We start from the raw sequence: 21,346 nt of genomic DNA on the forward strand, positions 1-21,346 counted from the left end.
CCGTGACCACGACGACCTCCCTCCTCGCCGGCATCTGCCCCGCCACCGCCCCGGCCCGCTGGCAGGCCGGCTGCACCCACGTGCACGCCGTGGAGACCCACCGCGGCGCCGACGAGCTGGACGGCGGGCCGGAGCTGGCGGTGTGCGGCGCGGTCGTGGCGGTCGGCAGCGCACCGTGGGACCCGTCCGCCGCTGATGCCTGCCCCGCCTGCGGCGGCTGATCGCCCTACCCTCACCCCGTGGCCCCGCCCGCCGTCCCCAGGTCGTGGGTCTGGCGTGCCCGGGGGCGCATCGCCTGCTCGGTCGCGCCGCTGACCTGGGTGTCCGTCGGGCTGGTGAACATGGTGGACGGCCCGGTGCTCGCGACCGTGGTGGCCTACGCCATCGGGCTGGTCATCCTCCTGGCCCTCGTGACCACCAGGGGCCCGTCCGTCACCGAGGCGTGCGCCGCCCGGGCCCTGCGCACCGGCAGCGTGCCCGAGGGGATGTCCCTGGCCGTCGTCGACACGGCGGCCGCGGACCTGCTGCGCACCCGGTTGGCGCGCTTCGCCCTGCCCGCGGCGGTCGTGTTCGTCGTCGTCGGCACAGCCATCTGGTCCATCCGGGGGGTCACGGCGGACAAGTACGCCGTGGGGGTCGTGCTGAGCGTCAACGCACTCGCCTGGGGCTGGGCGACGACGACATCCGCGCGCGAGGCGCTGCGGTGGCGGGCGGGGACGGACGAGCGCTGGGCGGCGTGGGCTGCGGCGGACGGCGCCGCAGCCGGCTGAACCCGCGCCGGGCAGGATCGGGGGCATGGCCTACGAGGCGGCGCAGAACCGCTACGACGACATGACCTACCGCCGCACCGGACGCAGCGGCACCGACCTGCCCGCGATCAGCCTGGGGCTGTGGCACAACTTCGGCGACGACGTGCCCTTCGACCGGCAGCGCGACGTGCTGCGCCGCGCCTTCGACCTGGGCATCACCCACTTCGACCTGGCGAACAACTACGGCCCGCCCTACGGCTCGGCCGAGACCAACTTCGGCCGGCACCTGCGCGACGACTTCCGCCCCCACCGCGACGAGCTGGTCATCTCCAGCAAGGCCGGCTACGACATGTGGCCCGGCCCCTACGGCCAGGGCGGCGGCGGGCGCAAGTACGTGCTGGCCAGCCTGGACCAGTCGCTGCAGCGGATGGGCCTGGAGTACGTGGACGTCTTCTACAGCCACCGTCCCGACCCGACCACGCCGCTGGAGGAGACGATGGGTGCGCTGCACACCGCCGTCACCAGCGGCAAGGCCCTCTACGCGGGCATCTCCTCCTACGGCCCCGAGGACACCCGGCGGGCCGCGGCGATCCTGGCCGACCTGGGCACGCCGCTGTTCATCCACCAGCCCAGCTACTCGATGCTCAACCGCTGGATCGAGACCGAGGGCCTGCTCGACGTCCTCGCCGAGGTGGGCGCCGGCTGCATCGCGTTCTCCCCGCTGGCCCAGGGCATGCTCACCTCCAAGTACCTGGACGGCATCCCGGAGGGCTCGCGGGCCAGCCAGGACAAGTCGCTGTCGCGCGACCTGCTCACCGACGAGGCGCTGGACCACGTCCGCGCGCTGAACGGGATCGCCGAGGGCCGGGGGCAGACCCTGGCCCAGCTCGCGCTCGCGTGGGCGCTGCGCGACGAGCGGGTCACCACGGTGCTGGTCGGGGCCAGCAGTGTCCGCCAGCTCGAGGACAACGTGGGCGCCCTGACGAACCTGGCCTTCACCGACGACGAGCTCGCCACCATCGACCGGCACGCCGTCGACTCCGGCATCGACCTCTGGGAGGCCCCCCGCACCGCCGCGGGGTGACACACGAGACGGGTTCGACCCGGTGGGTGCGGGGCAGGTGCAGACCAGCCCCGCACCCGCTGCTCGAGGAGACCGCCATGGACCGCCCCCGGATCGTCGTCGTCGGAGGCGGGTTCGCCGGTTTCCACGCGCTGCGCACCCTGGAGAAGACCCTGCCGGCCGACGCCGCCGAGCTGGTCCTGGTCAACCCCAGCGACTACCTGCTCTACAGCCCGCTGCTGCCCGACGTCAGCGCCGGCGTCGTCGAGCCCCGGCACATCGCGATCAGCCTGCGCCAGCGACTGCGCCGCACCCGGGTCGTGCTGGGCAGCGCCACCGCGGTCGACCACGGGGCGCAGACCGTGACGGTCCGGACGACGGACGACGGCGGCGCCACCGAGGACGTCGTCACGCTGTCCTACGACCGGCTGGTGCTGGTGCCCGGGTCGATCACCCGCCAGTTCGACATCCCCGGGGTCGCCGAGCGGGCGCACGGGGTGAAGACCCTGGTCGAGGCCCAGTTCCTGCGCGACCACCTGCTCCGCCAGCTCGACCGCGCCGACGCGCTGCCGGCCGGCCCCGAGCACGACGCCGAGCGCCGGGCCCGGATGACCGTCGTCGCGGTCGGCGCCGGGTACACCGGTACCGAGATCGTCGCCCAGCTGCAGTACTGGCTGGGCACCATCGCCGCCCGCTGGTCGACCGTGCGGCCCGAGGACATCCGCTGGGTGCTCGTCGACCTGGCCAAGAGCGTGTTGCCCGAGCTCGGCCCCGAGCTGGGGGAGAAGGCGCTGGGTGCACTGCGCCGCCGCGGCATCGACGTGCGGCTCGGCGTGACGGTGAAGGAGGCCCGCGACGGCGAGACGGAGCTGACCGACGGCTCGGTCATCCCCAGCCGCACGCTCGTCTGGGGCGCGGGGGTGGCGGCCAGCCCGCTCGTGCAGACCCTCGACCTGCCGCTGGAGAAGGGGCGCCTCGTCGTCCGGCCCGACCTCACGGTCCCCGGCGCCGAGGGCGTCTTCGCCGGTGGCGACGCCGCCGCCGTCCCCGACCTCACCCAGGAGGGCACCCCGCTCACCCCGCCGACCGCGCAGCACGCGCAGCGGCAGGGCGCCGCGCTGGGCCGCAACGTGGCCGCGAGCCTGGGCCTCGGCACCGCGAAGGACTACCGGCACCACGACCTCGGCCTGGTCGCCGACCTCGGCGGGACCGACGCGATCGCCAAGCCGCTGGGCATCAAGCTGCACGGGCCGCTGGCCAAGCTGGTCGCGCGCGGCTACCACCTCTACGCGCTGCCCTCCATGGCCAACCGGGTCCGGGTGGGCACCGACTGGTTGCTGGCCGCGCTGCTGCCCGCGCAGTCGGTGGAGGTGACCCGCATCAGGCCCGACCAGGCGCTGGTCAGCACCGCCCAGCAGTCACAGGCGCACCTGCGCGGCTGAGGTCCCCTGCAGCAGCTCCCCGGCCTGGTCGGCCGGGAGGGCGCGGCCGAACCACCAGCCCTGGGCGAGGTCGCACCGCTCGACCTGCAGCCGGCCCAGCTGGTCGACGTCCTCCACGCCCTCGGCGACGACGACCAGGCCGAAGGTGTGCGCGGCCCGGATCATCAGCGCCACCAGCTGGTCGTGCCCGGGCTCGGCCGAGCCGACGAAGCTGCGGTCGATCTTCAGGGTGTCCACCGGCAGGTCGCGCAGCTGGCCGATCGAGGTGTAGCCGGTGCCGAAGTCGTCGATGGCGATCGAGGCCCCCAGCCGGCGCAGCGCGGCGAGGTGCTCGGTGGCGACCGGGTCGTCGACCAGGACGGTCTCGGTGACCTCCAGGACCAGCCGGTCGGCGGGCAGCCCGGAGCGCTCCAGGGCCGCGGCGACGTCGTCGACCACCCGCCGGTCGGTGAGGTTGCGGCCGGACAGGTTGACCGCGATCCGGACGTGGTCGGCCGCGCCGGCGGCCGCGGCCCGCCAGGCGGCCAGCTGCGCGGTGGCCTGCCCGAGCACCCAGCGGTCCAGGTCGCAGACCAGCCGGCTGGACTCGGCGACCGGGATGAACTCGTCGGGCGGGACGACGCCGTGGCCGGGGCGGTTCCACCGCACCAGCGCCTCGTAGCCGGCCACCGTGGACGTGCCGACGTCCACCACGGGCTGGTAGTGCACCTCGAACTCACCGGCCCGCAGCCCGTCGGCGATCGCCCGCTCCAGCTCCGACCGCTCGGTCAGCTGAGCGCGCAGCGCGTCGTCGAACACCTCCGCGCGGCCGCGGCCGTGGGCCTTGGCCCGGTAGGCGGCGGTGTCGGCCTCGGCGAACAGCGCGTCGGCGTCGGTGCCCGCGTCGCGGCTGACCGCCACCCCGACGCTCGCCCCGACCGTCAGCCGGTGGCCCTGCGCGGTGATCGGCCGCGCGACGGTGGCGATGAGCCGCTCGGCGAGCTCGACCAGGTCGGCCTCGGCGTCGACCGGCTCCACCAGGACGACGAACTCGTCCCCGCCGAGCCGGCAGACGACGTCCCCGCCGCGCAGCTGACCGCGCAGCCGGCGGGCGACCTCGCGGAGCACCTCGTCGCCGCAGGCGTGGCCGTAGCCGTCGTTGACCGCCTTGAACCCGTCCAGGTCCACGAACAGCAGGCCGACCATCTCCCCGGACCGGCGCGCCCGGTTCAGCGCGGCCGCGGTCAGCGCCAGCGCCTGCGCGCGGTTGGGCAGGTCGGTGAGCGGGTCGTGCGCGGCCTGGTGGGCCAGCGCCGACTGCAGCTCCTCGCGCTGGCGCACCGAGGCCACGATCTGCTGCACCGAGGCGTGCACCACCGCGCCCAGCGGCCCGGGCAGCGGCTCCTCGAGCAGCACGTTGGTCAGGTCGCCCTCGGCCACCGCCTGCGCCTGGTCCTGGATCCGCCGCAGGCTGCCGACCGCCGTCCCGAGGGCCGCACCGACGGTGCGCACCTCGCGGGGCCCGCGGGTGCCGACCTCGACCAGGGAGCCCTCGCTCACCTCGGAGGCCTGCGCGGCCAGCCGGCCCAGCGAGCGCCCGACGGTGCGGGCCAGCAGCACGGCGCCGAGCCCGGCCACGGCGACGAGCACACCGGCCAGCACCAGGGTGGACGTCGACCGGTCGGTCGCGGCGTCGGCGTCCTCCTCGGCGAGCAGCTGGGCACGCCGGAACGCCGCGCCGGTCAGCTCCGCGGTGCCGGTGTCCCGGGCGCTGCGCTGCAGCGCCAGCGACACGATCTGTGAGACGGACGGCACCGCGCCCGGCGGGGTGGCCGCCGGGTCCAGGGCGGCGTCCAGGCCGACCACGGCGGGCGTGGCCGCGAACGCCCGCCACCGGGCCGCGGTGGCGGGGTCGGAGAGGTCGTCGAGCTGGGCGCGGGCGTCGGTGTAGGTCAGCCAGCCGGTCTCCCAGCCCAGCCGTGTCCCGATCAGCGAGCCGGCCTCCTGGTCGATCATCGAGCCCAGGTACAGCGGCATCTGCCGGCTGGCCGCCTGCGCGTAGCCCGCCAGCAGCTGCGCGTCGGCGATCGCCGCCCGGGTGGCCGCCGGGGTGCCGCCGGCACCGGCGTCGGTGGCGGTGCGGCGCTCGACGGCCATCAGCCGGTCCGACAGCGACACGTACTGCAGGTAGAGGCCGTGCAGGCCGGTCGTGCGCTGCTCGCCGGCCCGGCGCAGCTCGGCCAGGTCCTCCCGCACGGACCCGGCGAGGCCGGGCCGGCGGGAGGCGAGCCCGGTGAGCGCCTCGTCGGTGGCCGCCCGGTAGGTGGCCTGGATGCCGAGGAGCACCGGGCGCTGCGCGGCGACCTGGTCGACCGGCAACCCGGTGGTGGTGAGCGTGACCGGGTCGTCCACCGCCCACAGCAACAGCGCCCACACCGCCTCGTTCTCGGTGGTGCGGCGGGCCTCGTCGAGCAGGGCGGTCACCTGGACGGCGTGCTCGGCGCGGGCGGCGCTGGCCGCCTCGGTGCGCCGGGTGTCGACGATGACCGAGCTCAGCACCACCACCCCGATCAGCGGGACGCCGACCAGGGCGGTCAGGTAGGACCACAGGGGTGCGCCCCGGGAGGGACGACGGCGGGACGGGGACGTGCGGCGACCGGGCACCGGACCTCCGAGGCAACGGGGGGGACGGGACCCGTTGGCTCGAGGTCTGCTGGTCCATCGACCACCCCTGCTCCCGCTGCAGCCCAGGAGCCGCTGTGCCACCCCTGTGGGTGAGCTGCCGGGCGGCTTCCGGTGGGCCCGGCGGCGTGGCACCCTGCGCCGGGACGGACGGGGGAGCGGTGGCACGAGCGGTGCGGACGGCGGTCGTGGCGGTGGCCGTGCTGGCGACGACGGCGGGCTGCGGCCTGGGTGCGGCGCTCGGCCAGGCACCGGCCACCACGTCGGCCGCGGCCGACCCCGGCACGGTGGCCGCGGCGACCTCGCCCGCGCCCCCGACCGCGGCACGCGGACCGGTGCAGGTCGCCGCCCTCCCGCTCGGCGGACGCGCCGGGTCCGACCAGCTCACCGTGACCGTCGGGCCGGTGCAGACCGGTCTGGTCCCGCCGATGCCGAACTGGCCCGAGAGCTGCCGCGTCGACTACGCCGCGCTGCAGTACGTCCCGGTCACGCTGGGGTACGGGCGCGACGAGCTGGCCGGGCACCTGACGGTGTCGACCACCGCCGCCACCCCCGCCGACGTCGGCCCGATCGGGGTGTTCTTCGACGGGGCGGCGCAGCCGTACTGCCAGGACGACCCGCCGTTCCAGCCGGTCGACACGTTCTGGTCGCACCAGAGCGACAACCGGGTCACCGCCTACGTCGTGCTGCAGGACGCCGTCACCCCGGCGACCCCGCAGGGCCGGGCCGACGTGTTCGGCACCCTCGACATCCGCATCGACCACCTGCGGGTGCACTCCGGGGGCGACGTGCCCTACACCCCGGGGACGCCGACCGTCGGCGCGCTGTGCCCGGACGACGCCGACGCGGTCTGCGTGCCCCTGCCCTGACCGCCAGACTGGGGCGGTGACCGACCTCCGCTTCTGGTTCGACCCGGTCTGCCCCTTCGCCTGGCTGACCAGCCGGTGGGTCGAGGAGGTGGCCCGGCAGCGTGCGTACGGCGTGGAGTGGCGCTTCATCTCGCTGCGGCTGCTCAACGCCCACGTCGACTACGCCAGCCACTTCCCGCCCGAGTACGAGGCCGGGCACACCGCGGGCCTGCGGCTGCTGCGGGTGGCCGCCCGGGTCCGCGACGAGCACGGCGACGACGGCGTCGGCCGGTTCTACACCGCGGTGGGGCACGGCATCCACGACGCCGAGCCCACCGGCGGCACCCCCGGCCACGACCGCCGCGGCACCCGGGAGTTCCTCGAGCCGGTGCTGGCCGACCTCGGCTGGTCGGCCGACCTCGCCGACGCCCTGGACGACGACACCCGGGACGCCGTCGTGCAGGCCGAGACCGACGAGGCGCTGGCCCTGGCCGGCAAGGACGTCGGCACCCCCGTCCTGCAGTTCGCCCCGCCGGACGGGCTGGCCTTCTTCGGCCCGGTCATCAGCCGGCTGCCCGCGCCCGAGGACGCCGTCGCCCTGTGGGACCACGTCATCGGCCTGGCCTCCTTCCCCGGGTTCACCGAGCTGAAGCGGTCGCTGCGCGAGCGGCCCCAGCTGCGCAGCTTCGGCGTCGCCCCGGGCGAGGTGGGGGAGACCGAGGACTGGCACGGCGGCAGCCGCCGGCAGAAGCGCTGACCGGCCTCAGCGCAGCTTGGCCACCTGCTCGTGCAGCACGGCCTTGACCCCGTCGGGCAGCACGGCGTTCACCCCGCCCACGACCTTGACCAGCGGCGAGGCGGCGTAGACCTTCCGCTTGCCGGCCAGCAGCGCCTCGACGCCCTCGCGGGCGACGTCGGCCGGGTCGTCCTTGGGCCCCTTGCCCATGAGGCTGCCCAGCAGGCCGGCGCGGGCGAAGAAGGCGGTGTCCACCGGGCCGGGCATCAGCGAGGTCACGGTGACGCCGGTGCCCGACAGCTCCCGCTGCAGCGCCTCGGCCCAGCTCTGCACGAAGGACTTCGAGGCGTTGTAGACCGCCTGGTGCGGGCCGGGCATGGTCGCCGCGATCGAGGACAGCACCAGCACCCGCCCGCGGGCCCGCTCGACCATGCCGGGCAGGAGCAGCCGGGCCAGGTGCACGGTGGACCGCACGTCGAGGTCGACCACCGACAGCACGTCGGCGACGTCCTGCTCGACGAACGGACCGCCGACGCCGACCCCGGCGTCGAGCACCAGCACGTCCAGCGGCCGGTCCTCGACGGCGGCGGCGAGCTCCTCGACCGCCGAGCCGGTGCGCAGGTCGCCCACCACCTGCACGACGTCCACGCCGCGGCCGCCGGTGCGCCGGGCAGCCGCGGCCAGCCCCACCTCGTCCTCGGCGGCCAGGACGAGGTCGAACCCCTCCCGGGCGAGCCGGTCGGCGATCTCCCGGCCGATGCCGCTGGAGGCACCGGTGACCAGGGCGAGGGGGCGCGGTGGTGTCGTCATGCCCCCGACCTACCCGCCCGGTTGGCCCTCCCGGGCCAGGCCTGGCCCGCGGGGTGGCCGGACGTCGTGCACGGTGGCCGGCCGTTGCCCGGTGCGGCCACCGTCAGGGATGTCCGGCCACCCGGTCAGCGCAGGTAGGAGGCGCCGTTCACGTCGAGGACGGCGCCGCTGCACCACAGGGCGTCGGGGCCGGTGAGGAACGCGACGGCGGCGGCGACCTCCGGCGGTTCGCCGACCCGGCCGAAGGGGCTCTGCGCGCGGATGCCGTCGCCCACCGGGCCGGCCAGCAGCGACGTCGCCATGTCGGTGGCCACGAAGCCCGGCGCCACCGCGCTGACCGCGATCCCGTGCCCGCCCAGCGCCAGGGCGAGGGACTGGGTGAGGGAGTGCACCGCGGCCTTGGACGCGCCGTAGGCCATCGCCTGCGGCTCGCCGCGGTAGGCCCCGCGCGACCCGACGGTGACGACCCGGCCGCCGTCCGGTCCCTCGGGTCGGTCGAGCAGGTGCCGCACGACCTGCCAGCTGACGTTCGCGGTGCCGACCACGTTGACCGACAGGATCCGCTGCCAGGACGCCTGCCACTGCTCGTAGGTCGACTCCTCGATGACCAGCGGGTCGTGCGCGGCGGCGTTGTTGACCAGCACGTCCACCCCGCCCAGGCCGGCGACGGCATCGGCGACCAGGGCGGCGACGGCGGCCGGGTCGGCGAGGTCCCCGGTGACGAGCACGTGGCCCTCGCCGGGCAGGGCGGCGAGCACCTCGCGGGCGGCCTCGACGTTGCGCCCGGCGTGCACGGCGACGGCGTCGCCCCGGGCGGCCAGCGTGTGCGCGATCGCGGCGCCGATGCCGCGGGAGGAACCGGTGACCAGGGAACGGGTGCGGGTCGTCACCACCGCACCGTAGCCGCGGGCCGGCGGGGGTCAGCCGGGGTGCACGGTGAACAGGTCGCCGGGCTGGCAGCCCAGGGCGTCGCAGACCGCGGTCAGCGTGCTGAACCGCACCGCCCGGGCGCGGTCGTTCTTCAGCACCGACAGGTTGACGGTGGAGACGCCGGTGCGCGCGGACAGCTCCACGAGGGTCATGCCCCGGGCACCCAGCAACCGGTCCAGGTGGCAGGTCACCCGGTGCGGGCGGTCGTCGTCGGCCGCGCTCACACGAGCCCGGCGACGTCGTGGGCCTGCCGGGCGCCGCGCCGGAACACCTCCGCGACGGCCAGCACGAGCAGCAGGCCGAACCAGGTGACCACCAGCGACGCCGTGCTGTCGGCGGGGTCCAGGCCGGCCGGGGCACCCGCCGCGGCGAGCACCCGGACCGACGCGAGGTGCACCACCCACGGGGCGAGGTAGCTGCCGACCACCCACAGCGCGGCGACGGAGGCCAGCGCCCTCGCGTTCCCCGGACGGAACGGGTCGGCCGACCCGAGGCTCCAGGAGACGCGGGCGAGGGCGAGCGCGGCCAGCGCCGCGCAGACCCACGGCAGCACGGTGCCCAGGACCACCAGCAGCCGGACGCCGAGGGGCAGGTCGTCGGTGTTCACCGACACCGGGATCCGGTACCCGGCGAGGCCCAGCCCGTCGGGGAGCGCCAGGGACTCGTCGAGCTGCAGCCGCACGCGGTCGGACAGGGCAGCCGATGCGGTCACCGACCCCGTGGCGACGGTCTGCCCCACCAGGTGGACCGTGCCCGCCACCGCCAGGACGGCCCCGCCGACGAGCGCGAGCGAGAGGGTGCGGGAGGTGCGCGGTCCCAGCAGGGGGCGGGTCATGCGGGCACCGTAACGACAGTCGATACCAACGACAAGCGTTGTGCTGCCGGTGGGGCCGGGGGAGTCCCGGCCCCACCGGCTCAGCTGGCGTGCGCGGGGCGGTGCGGGTGGCCCTCGACGGCCACGACGATCGCCTCCTGCGTGCTGCGGGCGACGATCATCTCCACCGGCTCGGTGTCGCTGGCGTTCTGCTCCCAGTGCACGATGCCCGGCGGGATGAACACGAAGTCCCCGGCCCGGGCCTCCCGGACGTCGTCGAGCTCCTCGCCGACCCACCAGCGGGTCACCCCGCTGATCACGAAGATCGCGGTCTCGGACTCACCGTGGTGGTGCACGCCGGTCTTGCCGCCCGGCTCCAGCACGGCGTAGCCCATCCACAGCTCCGACGACCCGGTCTTGTCCGCGCAGACCGCGGCGAACCGCTGCAGGCCCGGGGTCTGCGCGGTGCGGGTGTCGCGCTCCTCGGGCCCGATGACCCGGACGTCCAGGGCCATCAGGCGATCCGCTTGAGCCGGGTGATGGTCAGACCGTTCTCGTCCAGCAGCTCCTCGATGCGGCCGGCGAACTCGACCAGGTGCGGAGTGGCCAGGTGCGCGTCCAGGTGCGCCGGGGTCTCCCAGTTCTCGTAGAAGAAGAAGGTGCCCGGCTCCTCGACGGCCTCGTGCAGGTCGTAGTTGACGTACCCCTCCTCCTTGCTCGTCGGCTCGATCAGGTCCTGCAGGCCGGCCCGGAGCTCGTCGGCCTTGCCGGGGGCGGCCTTCATGTAGGCGATCACGGTGAGGAGGTCACGGCGGTCGTCGGTGGGGGTGGGCATCGCGGGCTCCAGTGCTCGGCGGTGTGGTCGGCACCACCTCACCGCCCCGCCCGGACGTGCACAACCGGACGGGTGTCTCAGTTCTGCGACACGGTGCCCTGCTCGGCGATCTGCTTGATCGCCGCGAGCGTGGCGGGGATGCCGGAGCGGGCGGCCTGCTGCCGGGTGTCGATCTCCCGCTGGGCGTCGGGGCCGTACTTCTCGGCCATGAACTGCTGCCCGGCGTCGAGGAACTCCCACGACTCGGTCAGCCGGGTGCCGCCCTCGACCGGCTCCAGGTCGTAGCGCCACAGCACCTTGCGCTCGTTCACGCTCCACGCGAACGCCTGCGGCCGCTGCGCCTCCTCCACCCGCGACCGGGTCTCCCAGGTGCGCTCGGGGGTCTCCTGGCGGCCGCCGAAGTGGTCCCCGACCGCACCGGTGGCGCCCGGCTCCCACCAGCACGCGCGGCACTGCGGGCTCCACTCGCCGGTGCGGGTGACGTCGGAGACCAGGTCGTAGACCTCCTCGGGCGAGGCGGCGACGACGATCGAGTCGGACAGCGTCAGGCTGGTCATGCCCCGAGTGTGGCGGCCCGGACCTCGGCCGGCGTGGCCACCCTCCGCCCGGCTGCCCCGATGCGGGCGACGGCGGCCGTGACGAGCTCCACGTTGGTCCGCCGGCAGCCCAGCGGGGCGTCCTCCAGACCCACGCGCACGTGCCCGCCGCGCTCGACCGCGACGTCGGCCAGCTCGCCCAGCTCGACCCCGAGCCCGGCCACCATCCACGGGGCGCCGGGGTCGCACAGCTCCAGCAGCCGCAGGTGGGCGTCCAGCGCCCACTCCGCCGGCGGGAAGCCGAAGCCGAAGGTGTCGCTGAACATGAACCGGTGCACCGGCCGCGGTGCGTCGGGGCGGCGGAGCAGCGCGCCGAGCCGGGTGAAGCCGGGCTCGTAGACCGCGAAGGCCGGCACCAGCCCGTGCCGGGCGCAGACCTCCAGCCCGGCGCGGACGTCGGCGGCCCCGTTCGCGTACAGGAACCCGTCGCCGCCGGCCGCGAGCTCCTCGGCGGTGGCCACGACCAGCGAGCCGGGGTCGACGACGGCCCACTCGGCCAACCCCGCGGCGGCCAGCCGGTCGACCACCGCGTAGCGCTCCCGCCCGGCCGCGGCGTCGGCGGCCGGGACCGGGCCCATCGGCACGGTGGGGTAGCAGACGGCGTCGCGGGCGGACCGGACCGCCTCCAGCACCGGGGCGTACAGCTCGTAGGCCTCGCGCGGCCGGCCCGCGTCGTCGAACGAGTGCAGGTGCACCACGGCGGCGCCGGCGTCGATGCAGGCGACCGCCTCGGCCACCAGCTGCTCGGTGGTGACCGGGGCGAGCGGCTGCCGCGCGGTGCCCCAGGTGCCGTTGAGCGCGACCTCCACCCAGACGGGGGCCGCGCTCACCGGGTCAGGCGACGGTGCGGTCGGCGGTGCGCTGCGCGGGGTGCTCGGTCACCGGGTCGCCGGTGTCGACCGGGTCGGCGGCCGAGCCGTGCAGGCCGCCGGTCTGCGCGACCTCGAAGTCGGGGCCGAGCTTCTCCAGCGCCAGCCGGCCGTAGACCTGCTGCTGGGTGGCCACCCGCTGGGCGCGGCCCTTGCCGAGGAAGGAGACGATCCAGCTGAAGGTGGTGGTGAAGCGGCTCTTGAAGCCGACGATGTAGACCAGGTGGACCAGCAGCCACATGGCCCAGGCCAGGAAGCCGGTGACCTTGATCTTGCCGAGGTCGGCGACGGCCTTGTAGCGGCTGATGGTGGCCATCGAGCCCTTGTCGAAGTATTCGAACTTCTCCTTGTGCCGGCGGCCCTCGACGGTGGCGGCGATGCGGTCGGCGGCGAACCGGCCGCCCTGGATGGCCACCTGGGCCACGCCGGGCAGCTTGTCCAGGCTCATCATGTCCCCGACCACGAAGACCTCGGGGTGCCCGGGCAGGGTCAGGTCGGGCTGCACCTCGACCCGGCCGGCGCGGTCGACGGTGACGTCGCACTGCTGGGCCAGCAGTGCGCCCAGCGGGCTGGCCTGCACGCCGGCGGCCCAGATCTTGGTGGCCGCGGTGATCCGGCGGGTGGTGTCGCCCTCCTTGACGTCCAGGCCGTTGGCGTCCAGGCCGGTGACCATGGCCCCGAGCTGGATCTCCACGCCGATGTCGCGCAGCTGCTTGGCGGCGTTGTCCTGCAGCTTGGGGGCGAAGGGCGGCAGCACCACGGGGGCGGCGTCGAGCAGGATGACCCGGGCGGACTTCGGGTCGATGTTGCGGAAGTTGTTCTTCAGCGTGCGGCGGGCCAGCTCGGCGATCTGGCCGGCCATCTCCACCCCGGTCGGGCCGGCGCCGACGACGACGAAGGTCAGCAGCCGGTCGATCTCGGCCGGGTCGGTGGCGGCCTCGGCCATCTCGAAGGCGCCCAGGATGCGCCCGCGCAGCTCCAGGGCGTCGTCGACGGTCTTCATGCCCGGCGCGAACTGGGAGAACTGGCTGTTGCCGAAGTAGGACTGCCCGGCGCCCGCGGCCACGATCAGGTGGTCGTAGGAGAACGTGGACTCCCGGCCCAGCAACCACGAGGTGACGGTGTGGTCGGCCAGGTCGATGTCGACGACCTCGCCCAGGATCACCGTGACGTTCTTCTGCTTCTTCAGGATGTCGCGGGTCGGCGGGGCGATCTCGCCCTCGCTGATGATCCCGGTGGCCACCTGGTACAGCAGCGGCTGGAACAGGTGCTGCCCGGTCTTGGCGATGAGGGTGATGTCGACGTCGGCCTTGCGCAGCCGCTGGGCGGCGAACAGGCCACCGAAGCCGGAGCCGATGATGACCACCCGCGGACGGCGGCCGGCGGTCGGGTTCGTGGTCACAGCAGCAGCTCCGGATGTCGTCATGATGTCTTCATCGTCCCACGGACGCCGTCCTCCAGCCGGGCCGGCCACCGGCTCCCGCCGGTGCGCCGGTGCGACGTCGAGCACAGCCTCCACCCAGGGCGGCGGGGCGCGCCAGCCCTGGGTGGCGGGAGGTCAGCCGCGGCGGGCGCGACGGGCGGCGGCGGCCTGGGTGAGCAGGCCCAGCCCGATGCCGAGCATCCACACGTCCTTGGACACCGGCAGGCCGTCCTGGGTGGGGGCCACGGACTTGCCGGGCTTGGTCAGACCCGGGGTGCGCAGGTAGAGCCCGAGCAGCCCGCCGGCGAAGCCGGTGAGCGCGGCGCCGGCCACCGCGGTGGGCACGAACGGCGTCAGCAGCGCCACGCCGATGGCGATCTCGGCGGTGGAGAGGGTCTTGGCGAACGACGCCGGGGTGGTCTTCTGCAGGAAGGGGTACGCGCCGGAGGCGAACCCGTGCAGGCCGGCGGCGGTGGCCTCGTCGGCGTGCCGCTTGCCCAGCCCGGAGTTCAGGATGAACGCCCCGGTGGCCAGGCGCGGCGCGATCTCGGCGGGGGTGATGGGCAGGCGCATGGGACCTCGATCGTCGTGCGGGTGGGGGACCTGATCCTCCCCCAGACCGCGGCCGCCCGCCCGGGCGCCCCTGCGGGCTCCCGGGCGGGCGGGTGCGGTCAGCGGCCGGTGCTGCGGCGCGGCCGGGCGGGCTGCTGGCCGGCCCGGGCGGCGAGCTCGGCGCGGGTGCGGGCCGGCCCGGCGGACCGTCCGGAACCACCGGAGGCCTGGCCGCGACCGCCGGCCGGGGCGCCACCGCCACGACCGCCGGCACCCCCGCCGCTCCGACGGCGACCGCCGCCGGTGCCCTGCGGCTGCGGCGGGGCGACCGGGGCGGGCTCCACGTAGGGGGCCGGCGGTCCGGTCAGCGCGGTGATCTGCGGGGCGCCGGGGCGCACCGCGGTGACCTCCGGGGTGATGCCGGCCTGGCGGGCCAGCAGGCGGACCTCGCTGGCCTGGTCGGGGGTGGCGACGGTGACCACGGTGCCCCCGGCCCCGGCGCGGGCGGTGCGGCCCGAGCGGTGCAGGTAGGCCTTGTGCTCGGCCGGCGGGTCGACGTGCACCACGATGGCGACGTCGTCGACGTGGATGCCGCGGGCGGCGATGTCGGTGGCGCACAGCACCCGGGTGGACCCGGTGGTGAAGGCCTCGAGGTTGCGCTCGCGGGCGTTCTGGCTGAGGTTGCCGTGCAGGTCGACGGCGGGGACGCCGGCGGCGGTGAGCTGCTTGGCCAGCTTCTTGGCCTGATGCTTGGTGCGGGTGAACAGCACCACCCGGTCCAGCCCGGAGGCCAGCTCCTTGACCACCTGCGGCTTGTCGGCGGCCTCGACCCGGAAGACGTGGTGGGTCATCGTGGCCACCGGGGCGACGGCCGGGTCGACCGAGTGCGTGGTGGGCCGGTCCAGGTAGCGCTGCACCAGGACGTCGACCCCGTTGTCCAGCGTGGCGGAGAACAGCAGGCGCTGGCCGACCTTCGGGGTGCGGTCCATCAGCCGCTTCACCCCGGGCAGGAAGCCCAGGTCGGCCATGTGGTCGGCCTCGTCGAGGATGGTGATCTCGACCGCGGACAGGTCGCAGTGGCCCTGGCCGATGAGGTCCTCCAGCCGGCCGGGGCAGGCGATGAGGACGTCGACGCCGGCGGCCAGCGCCTGCACCTGCGGGTTCTGGCCCACCCCGCCGAACACGACGGTGACCTTGAGCCCGACCGCCGTGGCCAGCGGGGTGACGACGGCGGCGACCTGGTTGGCCAGCTCGCGGGTCGGCACCAGCACCAGGCTGCGCGGCTTGCGCGGCTGCCGCTTCGTGGTGGAGCCGGCCAGCCGGGCGACCAGGGGGAGGGAGAAGGCCAGCGTCTTGCCCGAGCCGGTGCGGCCGCGGCCGAGGACGTCGGTGCCGGCCAGCGTGTCGGGCAGCGTCGCGACCTGGATCGGGAACGGCGCGGTGATGCCGGAGGCGGTCAGGGCCTCGACCAGCGGGGCGGGGACGCCGAGCTCGGCGAAGGTGGTGTCGGTCGGCAGCACGGTGGCGGGCGCCTGCTGCGGGACGACGGGGGCCGGCGCGGGCGCGGTCCCGGCGACGGGGGCGCCGGACTGCTCCGGGCGGGGGCCGTTGCCCCGGCCGCGGCCGCCGCGGCGACGCCGGCGGCCCTCGCCGGTCCCGCCGTCGGAGGGGCCGGCCTCCGGGCGGGCGGACCCGGGCCGGGCCTCGTGCCGCGTCTCGGGACGGGCGGTGGCCTGCGGGGTGCCCGCGGGGCGGAAGGCGGGGGCCTGCCGCTCGCCGCCGGGGCCGGCGGGGCTGGTGGCGCGGCGGCGGGGGCGCGCGCCGTGCGCGTCGGGGGTGGTGTCGGGGGAGTTCGGGGTCACGGGTGTCCTCACCGGGAAGGTGGCCACCGTCGATCGCCAGGGCGGGGCTCGTCCTCGAGCCGCACCGTCCGGTCGGACGTCGGGTCGCCGGCGCGCCAAGGTGGCGCTGCCTCTGCGCCGACGTCGGCTCCACCCGCTCCAGGACGAGCGGGGGGCGGCGCCGGTTGGGCCCACTCTGCCACGCCGGGGTCGGCCACCGGCCACGGCGCGGGGAGTCGGTGGTCACACAGGTGGCCGGGGGAGTGAGGGGGGCGCCCCCGGGTAGGACGGTCCCTCGTGACCGCGACCGACCGCCGACCTGCGTCGACCCAGGACGACCACGAGCCCGACCCGCGCCGCTGGCGGGCCCTGTCGGTGACGCTGGTCGCCGGGTTCATGACCCTGCTCGACGTCAGCATCGTCTCGGTCGCGCTGCCGTCGATGCGCGAGGCGCTGGGCACCACCGCGGCCGGCGTGCAGTGGGTGGTCTCGGGCTACGCGCTCACCTTCGGCCTGGTCCTGGTGCCGGCCGGCCGGCTGGGCGACGCGTTCGGCCGGCGGCGGATCTTCCTGGTCGCGCTGGCCGCCTTCGTGCTCACCAGCGCCCTGGCCGGCGCGGCACCGACCGTCGAGCTGCTGATCGCCGCGCGGCTGCTGCAGGGCGTCGCGGCCGGCTTCCTCGCCCCGCAGAACTCCGCGCTGATCCAGCAGCTGTTCCGCGGCGCCGAGCGCGGCAAGGCGTTCGGCCTCTTCGGCGCCACGGTGGGCCTGTCCACCGCGACCGGCCCGGTGGTCGGCGGGCTGCTCATCGGCCTGTTCGGGGAGGACCTGGGCTGGCGGACCATCTTCTTCGTCAACGTGCCCATCGGCGTCGTCGCCCTGGTGCTCGCCGCGCGGCTGCTGCCCACGGGCCGGCCGTCGGGCACCAACACCGACATCGACGTCGTCGGCACCCTGCTGCTCGGGCTGGGCGCGGTGCTGGTGCTGCTGCCGCTGGTGCAGGCCGAGTCCGGCGGGCTGCGCCGGCTGTGGTGGCTGTTCCTGCTCGGCGCGGCCGCGATCGCGGCGTTCGTGCGGTGGGAGCGCCGGGTGGTCTCCCGCGGCCGGGAACCGGTCTTCGACGTCCGGCTGCTCACCCAGACCCGGGGGTACGCCGCCGGCGTCGCGGTCGGCACCGTCTACTTCATCGGGTTCAGCGGCATCTGGCTGGTCTTCGCGCTGTACTTCCAGACCGGGCTGGGCTGGACGCCCCTGCACTCGGGCCTGTCGGTGGTGCCCTTCGCCATCGGCGCCGCGGGGTCGGCCGCGGTCGCCGGGCGGCTGGTCAGCCGGTTCGGCCGCCTGCTCACCGTGATCGGCCTGTCGGTCGTCTCGGTCGGCCTGCTGGTGACCGCCTTCCTGGTGGCCACGCTGGACCCGGACACCCTGACCTGGGCCGTGCTGCCCGCGCTGTTCGTCGCGGGCCTGGGCGGCGGGTTCGTGATCAGCCCCAACATCACGCTGACCCTGCGCGACGTGCCGGTGCGGATGGCCGGTGCCGCCGGCGGTGGGCTGCAGACCACGCAGCGCTTCGGTGCCGCGCTGGGCTCCGCCGTCCTGCCCGGGCTGTTCTACGTCGTGCTCGGCGCCACGGGGCAGGACTACGCCACCGCGGCCGGGGTCGCGCTGGGCGTCGCGGTGCTCGGGGCGCTCGGCGCGCTGGTCATCGCGGTGCCGGACTGGCTGCGGGACCGGAAGGCCGACCGCGCCGACCGGGAGCCCGCCGAGCACCACGGGCACGCCGCGCTGGACTGATCAGCCCCGGAACGTGCGGCGGTAGGCCAGCGGCGCGACCCCGATCGCGGCGTGCAGGTGCTGGCGCAGCGAGGTCGCCGTGCCGAACCCGGCCTGCTCGGCCACCTGGTCGACGGGCAGGTCGGTGGACTCCAGCAGGTGGCGGGCGCGCTGCACGCGCTGCTGCACCAGCCAGCGCTGCGGGCTGAGCCCGGTCTCGGCGCGGAAGCGGCGGGTGAAGGTGCGCACGCTGGTCGCGGCGTGCCCGGCCAGCTGCTCCAGGGTCAGCGGCTGCGCCAGCCGGTCCATCGCCCACGCCCGGGTGGCCGCCGTCCCCGAGCCGGTCGCCGGGGGCAGCGGGGCCGCGACGAACTGGGTCTGCCCGCCCTCCCGCCAGGGGGCGACGACGTTGCGCCGGGCGACGGCGGTGGCGACGTCGCTGCCGTGGTCGCGCCGCACCAGGTGCAGCAGCAGGTCGACCCCGGCCGCGACGCCGGCCGAGCTGAGCACGTCGCCGTCGTCGACGAACAGGACGTCGGGGTCCAGGTGCACCTGCGGGAACAGCTCGCGGAAGCGCTCGGTGTCGCGCCAGTGGGTGGCCGCGGGCCGGCCGTCGAGCAGCCCGGCGGCGGCCAGCACCGATGCCCCGGTGCACAGCGACACCAGCCGGGCGTGCCCGGCCGCCGTGCGGAGCGCCGCGGCCAGCCGGGGGTCGACCTGACCGGTGCGCAGCACCTCGGCGTGCTCCGTGCCGGGGACGACCACCGTCGCCGCCTCGTCGAGCAGGGAGAGGTCGTGGTCGACCAGCACCGACCAGCCGTCGGCCGCGCGCACCGGGGCGCCGTCGACGGTGGCGGTGCGGACCCGGTAGAGCGGGTGCCCGTCGGCGTCCTCGGCGATGCCGAGCAGCCGGTGGGGCAGGCCCAGCTCCAGCCCCACGACGCCGTCCAGGGCCAGGACGGCCACCTCGTGCGGCGCAGGACCGGGCATGGCCGGATCCTTGCACACCGTGGCTGCCCGGCCACTGGTGCTGGGTGCGCCCGCGAGGAATGCTCTCCGCCGTGACCACCGCAGCCACCGCCACCGGACGCAGCGTCCACCCCGCCTGGTGGGTCGCGGGGGTGACCTTCCTGGCCCTCGTCGGCGCCGCGGCGTTCCGGGCCGTGCCCGGGGTGCTCATCGAGCCGCTGCAGGCCGAGTTCGGCTGGTCCACCTCGACCATCTCGGCCGCGGTCGGGCTGAACATGGCGCTCTACGGCCTCACCGCCCCCTTCGCCGCCGCGCTGATGGAGCGCTTCGGCATCCGCCGGGTGGTCGTGGCTGCGCTGCTGGTGGTCGCCGTCGGCTCGGGGCTCACGGTGTTCATGACCGCGCCCTGGCAGTTGATCCTGTGCTGGGGCCTGCTGGTCGGGCTGGGCACCGGGTCGATGGCGATGTCGCTGGTGGCCACGGTGACCGGCCGGTGGTTCGTCGCCCGCCGCGGCCTGGTGTCCGGGGTGCTCACCGCCGGCGGGGCCGCCGGGCAGCTGGTCTTCCTGCCGGTGGTCGCGACCATCTCGGCCGCGCACGGCTGGCGCCCGGCCGCGCTGGGCACGACGGCGGCCGCGCTGGCCGTCGTCCCGCTGGTGGCCTGGTGGCTGCGCGACCGGCCCAGCGACGTCGGCGCGGTGCCCTACGGGGGGACGGCGGCCGACGAGCCGCCGCGCACCACCGGCAACGCGGCGCGCACGGCGCTGGCCGGCCTGGCGCTGGCTGCCCGCACCCGGGTGTTCTGGCTGCTGGCCGCCGGGTTCGCCATCTGCGGGGCGACCACCAACGGGCTGGTGCAGCCGCACTTCATCCCGGCCGCGCACGACCACGGCATGCCCGTGACGACCGCGGCCTCGCTGCTGGCGCTGGTCGGGCTGTTCGACATCGCCGGCACGATCGCGTCGGGGTGGCTGACCGACCGGGTCGACCCCCGGCTGCTGCTGCTGGCCTACTACTCGCTGCGCGGGTTGTCGCTGTTCCTGCTGCCGCCGCTGTTCGGCAGCGACCTGCAGGCGTCGATGATCGCGTTCATCGTGTTCTACGGCCTGGACTGGGTGGCCACGGTGCCCCCCACCTTGGCGCTGTGCCGGCAGCACTTCGGGGCCCGGGCACCGGTGGTGTTCGGCTGGGTCTTCGCCAGCCACCAGCTCGGCTCGGCGGCGGCGGCCTACTCGGCCGGCGTGGTCCGCGACGTGACGGGCAGCTACGACAGCGCCTGGTACGGCGCCGCGCTGCTGTGCCTGGTGGCCGCCGGGCTGTCGATCTCGATCCGGCGCGCCCGCCCGGCGACCGCCCCCGCCGAGGAGGGGGCGGCCGCGGCGGACGCGGTCGTGCGGGGGTAGGTCAGCGCCGGCCGGAGCGGCGGGCCTCCCGGCGGGCGCCGCGGCGGCGGGAGTCGATGAACTGCCCGCCCTGCCGCAGGGCCTTGGTCAGGGTGGTCTGGCCGGTGCGCCGCTCGAGGGAGTCACCGACCCGCTGGAGCAGCTTGGCCAGCAGCGGCGCGCCGACGCTCAGCAGCAGCCACATGCGCAGGCGACGGGTCAGGAACAGCCACACGGAGAGCCTCCAGGGGTCGGGGACCGTCCATGCTCCCGCCCCCCGCCCCGCCCCGCGCGGTGGACGTCACCAGGGCACGGGGCCGTCGTCGTCGGAGTAGGTGCCGGTGGGCCCGTCGTCGGGCAGCGTCGCCAGCCGGATCGCGCTCTGCGCGCCCTCGGCGGGGGTGCGGGTGCCGCGGTGGCCGTTGAGGTCGGTGGCCACGAACCCCGGGCACATCATGTTGACCAGGATCGGGGTGTCCTTCAGCTCCTTGGCGTACTGCAGGGTGACCGCGTTGAGGTAGGTCTTGGAGGGCGAGTACGCCGCCGAGAGCGGGCCGGTGCTGCCGTCGTCCGCGGCCTGCCGGGTCAACGACCCCACCCCGCTGGAGACGTTCACGATGCGCGGGGACGGCGAGCGGCGCAGCAGCGGCAGCACCGCGTTGGTCAGCCGGATCACGCCCCACACGTTGACCTCCACCGCGGCGCGGACGGCGTCCATGTCGACCGTGCTCGGCAGCTGCTCGCCGCCCCCGGTCACCCCGGCGTTGTTGACCAGCACGTCCAACCCGCCCCGCTCCTCGAGCAGGGCCGCGGCGGCGGCGACGCTGGCGTCGTCGGTGACGTCCAGCGGCACCTCGAAGGCGTCCACCCCGTCGGCCCGCAGCCGGGCCACGGCGTCCTCCCGCCGGGCGTCGTCGCGGGCGCCCACGCCCACCGCCCAGCCCAGCCGGCCCAGCCCGGCCGCGATCTCGTACCCGATGCCCTTGTTCGCGCCCGTCACCAGCGCCGTCGTCGTCATGCCCGTCAGCGTCGTCCCGGTCGGCGGTGCCACGC

23 protein-coding genes are annotated in these 21,346 nt (G+C 75.7%); 8 read left to right on the plus strand and 15 right to left on the minus strand.

The genetic code is table 11. The features are described 5' to 3' along the window. The first annotated feature begins 2 nt into the window (after positions 1-2). The 4 genes from BLT39_RS20800 to BLT39_RS20815 all read left to right on the plus strand — a co-directional run bounded on the left by BLT39_RS20800 (position 3) and on the right by BLT39_RS20815 (position 3,254). Positions 3-221: a hypothetical protein gene (locus tag BLT39_RS20800; protein ID WP_091068812.1), complete on the plus strand. Its 219-nt coding sequence runs from the start codon at positions 3-5 to the stop codon at positions 219-221. 18 nt (positions 222-239) lie between these two features. After that, positions 240-770 carry a hypothetical protein gene (locus tag BLT39_RS20805; RefSeq protein ID WP_091068815.1) on the plus strand — a complete coding sequence of 177 codons (531 nt, stop codon included), beginning with the start codon at positions 240-242 and terminating at the stop codon, positions 768-770. A 25-nt stretch (positions 771-795) separates the two neighbouring features. Continuing rightward, a complete protein-coding gene (gene mgrA / locus BLT39_RS20810) occupies positions 796-1,833 on the plus strand; it encodes an L-glyceraldehyde 3-phosphate reductase (RefSeq protein ID WP_091068819.1) in 1,038 nt (345 codons plus the stop codon). Between the two features lie 77 nt (positions 1,834-1,910). Further along, the gene (locus tag BLT39_RS20815; RefSeq protein WP_091068822.1) at positions 1,911-3,254 is read left to right on the plus strand and encodes an NAD(P)/FAD-dependent oxidoreductase; all 1,344 of its coding nucleotides are present in this window, start codon (positions 1,911-1,913) and stop codon (positions 3,252-3,254) included. Here BLT39_RS20815 and BLT39_RS20820 read toward each other — a convergent pair. Continuing rightward, the gene (locus tag BLT39_RS20820) at positions 3,231-5,897 is read right to left on the minus strand and encodes a putative bifunctional diguanylate cyclase/phosphodiesterase (protein WP_091068826.1); all 2,667 of its coding nucleotides are present in this window, start codon (positions 5,895-5,897) and stop codon (positions 3,231-3,233) included. The two genes, BLT39_RS20815 and BLT39_RS20820, sit on opposite strands and share 24 nt — an antisense overlap. A gap of 179 nt (positions 5,898-6,076) precedes the next feature. Between BLT39_RS20820 and BLT39_RS20825 the strand changes: the two genes are divergently transcribed. Then, positions 6,077-6,784, plus strand: coding sequence for a hypothetical protein (locus tag BLT39_RS20825; protein ID WP_131801531.1), 708 nt, complete (start codon positions 6,077-6,079; stop codon positions 6,782-6,784). A 16-nt stretch (positions 6,785-6,800) separates the two neighbouring features. Continuing rightward, positions 6,801-7,520 (plus strand): mycothiol-dependent nitroreductase Rv2466c family protein, encoded by a 720-nt coding sequence (locus BLT39_RS20830; protein WP_091068834.1) that lies wholly within the window; start codon positions 6,801-6,803, stop codon positions 7,518-7,520. Positions 7,521-7,526: 6 nt separating this feature from the next. Here BLT39_RS20830 and BLT39_RS20835 read toward each other — a convergent pair whose 3' ends face one another. From BLT39_RS20835 to BLT39_RS23440, 11 genes are all read right to left on the minus strand, one after another. Next, positions 7,527-8,309 carry an SDR family NAD(P)-dependent oxidoreductase gene (locus BLT39_RS20835; RefSeq protein WP_091068838.1) on the minus strand — a complete coding sequence of 261 codons (783 nt, stop codon included), beginning with the start codon at positions 8,307-8,309 and terminating at the stop codon, positions 7,527-7,529. A gap of 125 nt (positions 8,310-8,434) precedes the next feature. Continuing rightward, positions 8,435-9,199 (minus strand): SDR family NAD(P)-dependent oxidoreductase, encoded by a 765-nt coding sequence (locus BLT39_RS20840; protein ID WP_207508280.1) that lies wholly within the window; start codon positions 9,197-9,199, stop codon positions 8,435-8,437. 30 nt (positions 9,200-9,229) lie between these two features. Beyond that, on the minus strand, positions 9,230-9,463 hold the full coding sequence (locus tag BLT39_RS20845; protein WP_091068844.1) for a helix-turn-helix domain-containing protein: 234 nt from the start codon (positions 9,461-9,463) through the stop codon (positions 9,230-9,232). Next, positions 9,460-10,074, minus strand: coding sequence for a DUF2975 domain-containing protein (locus BLT39_RS20850; protein WP_091068848.1), 615 nt, complete (start codon positions 10,072-10,074; stop codon positions 9,460-9,462). The genes BLT39_RS20845 and BLT39_RS20850 overlap by 4 nt, the downstream gene beginning before the upstream one ends. Positions 10,075-10,154: 80 nt before the next feature. Then, positions 10,155-10,568 (minus strand): cupin domain-containing protein, encoded by a 414-nt coding sequence (locus BLT39_RS20855; protein ID WP_091068852.1) that lies wholly within the window; start codon positions 10,566-10,568, stop codon positions 10,155-10,157. Beyond that, a complete protein-coding gene (locus tag BLT39_RS20860) occupies positions 10,568-10,888 on the minus strand; it encodes a putative quinol monooxygenase (RefSeq protein ID WP_091068857.1) in 321 nt (106 codons plus the stop codon). Before BLT39_RS20860 ends, BLT39_RS20855 begins: the two co-directional genes overlap by 1 nt. Before the next feature lie 77 nt (positions 10,889-10,965). Next, the gene (locus BLT39_RS20865) at positions 10,966-11,445 is read right to left on the minus strand and encodes an SRPBCC family protein (RefSeq protein WP_091068861.1); all 480 of its coding nucleotides are present in this window, start codon (positions 11,443-11,445) and stop codon (positions 10,966-10,968) included. Further along, entirely contained in the window at positions 11,442-12,314 is an 873-nt protein-coding gene (locus BLT39_RS20870; RefSeq protein ID WP_091068864.1) for a beta-keto acid cleavage family enzyme, read from the minus strand. The genes BLT39_RS20865 and BLT39_RS20870 overlap by 4 nt, the downstream gene beginning before the upstream one ends. A gap of 4 nt (positions 12,315-12,318) precedes the next feature. Next, complete coding sequence (locus BLT39_RS20875; protein ID WP_242658592.1) at positions 12,319-13,755, minus strand: NAD(P)/FAD-dependent oxidoreductase; 1,437 nt, start codon at positions 13,753-13,755, stop codon at positions 12,319-12,321. Positions 13,756-13,911: 156 nt separating this feature from the next. Further along, positions 13,912-14,349 (minus strand): hypothetical protein, encoded by a 438-nt coding sequence (locus tag BLT39_RS20880; RefSeq protein WP_091068872.1) that lies wholly within the window; start codon positions 14,347-14,349, stop codon positions 13,912-13,914. Between the two features lie 98 nt (positions 14,350-14,447). Continuing rightward, entirely contained in the window at positions 14,448-16,190 is a 1,743-nt protein-coding gene (locus BLT39_RS23440; protein WP_278247026.1) for a DEAD/DEAH box helicase, read from the minus strand. Positions 16,191-16,466: 276 nt separating this feature from the next. Here BLT39_RS23440 and BLT39_RS20890 point away from each other — a divergent pair, with 276 nt between their 5' ends. Continuing rightward, the gene (locus BLT39_RS20890; protein WP_091068875.1) at positions 16,467-17,963 is read left to right on the plus strand and encodes an MFS transporter; all 1,497 of its coding nucleotides are present in this window, start codon (positions 16,467-16,469) and stop codon (positions 17,961-17,963) included. Here BLT39_RS20890 and BLT39_RS20895 read toward each other — a convergent pair whose 3' ends face one another. Then, positions 17,964-18,932, minus strand: coding sequence for a GlxA family transcriptional regulator (locus BLT39_RS20895; RefSeq protein ID WP_091068879.1), 969 nt, complete (start codon positions 18,930-18,932; stop codon positions 17,964-17,966). It lies immediately after the preceding gene. Positions 18,933-19,003: 71 nt separating this feature from the next. Between BLT39_RS20895 and BLT39_RS20900 the strand changes: the two genes are divergently transcribed. Next, the gene (locus BLT39_RS20900) at positions 19,004-20,314 is read left to right on the plus strand and encodes an MFS transporter (RefSeq protein WP_242658593.1); all 1,311 of its coding nucleotides are present in this window, start codon (positions 19,004-19,006) and stop codon (positions 20,312-20,314) included. Position 20,315: 1 nt separating this feature from the next. Here the strand turns inward: BLT39_RS20900 and BLT39_RS20905 are convergent, their stop codons facing one another. Further along, on the minus strand, positions 20,316-20,528 hold the full coding sequence (locus BLT39_RS20905) for a hypothetical protein (RefSeq protein ID WP_091068885.1): 213 nt from the start codon (positions 20,526-20,528) through the stop codon (positions 20,316-20,318). A gap of 66 nt (positions 20,529-20,594) precedes the next feature. Beyond that, on the minus strand, positions 20,595-21,344 hold the full coding sequence (locus BLT39_RS20910) for an SDR family oxidoreductase (RefSeq protein WP_242658594.1): 750 nt from the start codon (positions 21,342-21,344) through the stop codon (positions 20,595-20,597). Positions 21,345-21,346: the final 2 nt, after the last annotated feature.

This window comes from Klenkia brasiliensis (assembly GCF_900100695.1).
Lineage (GTDB): Bacteria > Actinomycetota > Actinomycetes > Mycobacteriales > Geodermatophilaceae > Klenkia > Klenkia brasiliensis.

Excerpts from the sequence above, each read along its gene's own strand:
- mgrA (WP_091068819.1), top strand. The coding sequence starts at position 796 with ATGGCCTACGAGGCGGCGCAGAACCGCTACGACGACATGACCTACCGC.
- BLT39_RS20815 (WP_091068822.1), top strand. The coding sequence starts at position 1,911 with ATGGACCGCCCCCGGATCGTCGTCGTCGGAGGCGGGTTCGCCGGTTTC.
- BLT39_RS20835 (WP_091068838.1), bottom strand. The coding sequence starts at position 8,309 with ATGACGACACCACCGCGCCCCCTCGCCCTGGTCACCGGTGCCTCCAGC.
- BLT39_RS20850 (WP_091068848.1), bottom strand. The coding sequence starts at position 10,074 with ATGACCCGCCCCCTGCTGGGACCGCGCACCTCCCGCACCCTCTCGCTC.
- BLT39_RS20855 (WP_091068852.1), bottom strand. The coding sequence starts at position 10,568 with ATGGCCCTGGACGTCCGGGTCATCGGGCCCGAGGAGCGCGACACCCGC.
- BLT39_RS20860 (WP_091068857.1), bottom strand. The coding sequence starts at position 10,888 with ATGCCCACCCCCACCGACGACCGCCGTGACCTCCTCACCGTGATCGCC.
- BLT39_RS20865 (WP_091068861.1), bottom strand. The coding sequence starts at position 11,445 with ATGACCAGCCTGACGCTGTCCGACTCGATCGTCGTCGCCGCCTCGCCC.
- BLT39_RS20880 (WP_091068872.1), bottom strand. The coding sequence starts at position 14,349 with ATGCGCCTGCCCATCACCCCCGCCGAGATCGCGCCGCGCCTGGCCACC.
- BLT39_RS20895 (WP_091068879.1), bottom strand. The coding sequence starts at position 18,932 with ATGCCCGGTCCTGCGCCGCACGAGGTGGCCGTCCTGGCCCTGGACGGC.